The sequence below is a fragment of the Furfurilactobacillus milii genome (genome assembly GCF_009864005.1).
GTDB classification, from domain to species: domain Bacteria; phylum Bacillota; class Bacilli; order Lactobacillales; family Lactobacillaceae; genus Furfurilactobacillus; species Furfurilactobacillus rossiae_B.
Window position 1 is genome coordinate 1 of record NZ_WEZQ01000028.1, and the last position, 1,475, is coordinate 1,475.

1 protein-coding gene and 1 pseudogene are annotated in these 1,475 nt (G+C 42.0%); both read left to right on the forward strand.

Going from position 1 to position 1,475, the window contains the following annotated elements:
* Positions 1-403 precede the first annotated feature (403 nt).
* Positions 404-682 (forward strand): BRCT domain-containing protein, encoded by a 279-nt coding sequence (locus GB993_RS12850; protein ID WP_020923847.1) that lies wholly within the window; start codon positions 404-406, stop codon positions 680-682.
* Positions 683-953: 271 nt separating this feature from the next.
* A pseudogene (locus GB993_RS12855) lies at positions 954-1,295 on the forward strand (replication initiator protein A); the annotation flags it as partial.
* Positions 1,296-1,475: the final 180 nt, after the last annotated feature.

Consider the following 1,475-nt stretch of genomic DNA (forward strand, 5'->3'; position numbering starts at 1 on the left):
ATCTGTACGGCTGGGTGGTGAATGGTGAGCGCGACCATTAACGGCGCGGGTGGTAAAACGAAGCTTCGGCTTGGTGCCACTGATTAGTTGGTGATCGAACAAACATAAATACGTATCATCAACGCCTGTTAGGGCGTTTTTTAGTAGGCTAAACCGAAAACGTAGGTTTATAATGAGTGGTGGTAGCAATACCGCAATTGTACAGACAAGCGACGGGCGTTAACGACCGACGAACTAAAGGGAAACTTTTAGTAGTAGAATTGTACTCTGGTTCAGTTATTCCAAATAGCTGATTCCAGGGAACAATTCTGCGCTCAAAACGTCACTCCCTCTAAACTGAATGGAAAACCATAACCCGTCAAGTCAAAACCAACATTAGAATCAAGAAAGTTGATGATTTAAAATGCTTGATTTAAGAGATTGTGAGATTGCTTTTACCGGACGTCTAACTACCATGACTCGGGATCAAGCTTTTAGTTTGGCGAAAGTCTTTGGGGCGAAACCACAAAATTGGGTTACGAAACAGACAGATTATTTAGTGGTTGGGTTAATTGAGACGGCTTTAGGTGAGGAGCCCATCACAAAAAAGTTATTGACGGGAACACCAACGATTTCAGAACGGGATTTTTTGGACTGGTGTCAGGCACGATTGGCGCAATGGTCTAGGAGTTTAGGCGGTTAAATTCACAAAGTGAGTTTACTGATTTTGTGGGGATTTTTCATCTAGACCACTCCTCTACCGTCAAATTTCACAAAGGCCAAATAACGGATCGTTGTTTTATCAGGGCATGAAGGGTTTACTTGGGATAAGCCCCATTTATGTGAAGTAGAAATTGGTATACTAAAAAAGGCTCCCGGTTTAACACTGGAGGCCTTTTTTCTAGGTTACATATTTTGAGGATGAATGTTTTTATCTTCGTAGCTTTTACTTGGGTGCTGTAACATGATGAATACTGCTTAGTTTTTGGTGCCGTACCCCGCAACAGATGCGTCGCTTCGTTGGTATTATCTTAAATGCTAAGTACCGAGTTGAGAAGGATCATAAAGATATTGGCGTCATAATCCTACTGGACGACGAAGAACTTAAATTTTTAATGACTAAAGCCTTGAGACGTTACTTTAACGCCCTAAGAAGCAATGAGAAGCACATCAAGAACGTGGAAAACTACCTGTACGGCACCATGCAAAATCTATTTGGTGTTTGGTGGAATAAACAAGCGGCTAGAGAATACGCGGCCAAACACCCCGAAGAAGAAAAGCCGGCCGACAACGACAACAGTGGGTTGTACTACTAGTCCTAAAAGGCTGCAAAATCCTTTCTAAGCGGTTTTAAGACTTACTAAACCATTTATGTTTAAACTAGATTTAACTGGCTTTAACAGAAGAACAGGGGCTTTTAAATAAGTGTCAGAGCTAACTAGCTCAAAAGTTCAGCCTTTAGATCAATGCCAACCTCAAGTGGTCTGAGGCCAGGG

Coding starts and splice junctions, on each gene's coding strand:
- GB993_RS12850 (WP_020923847.1), top strand. CDS start 404: ATGCTTGATTTAAGAGATTGTGAGATTGCTTTTACCGGACGTCTAACT.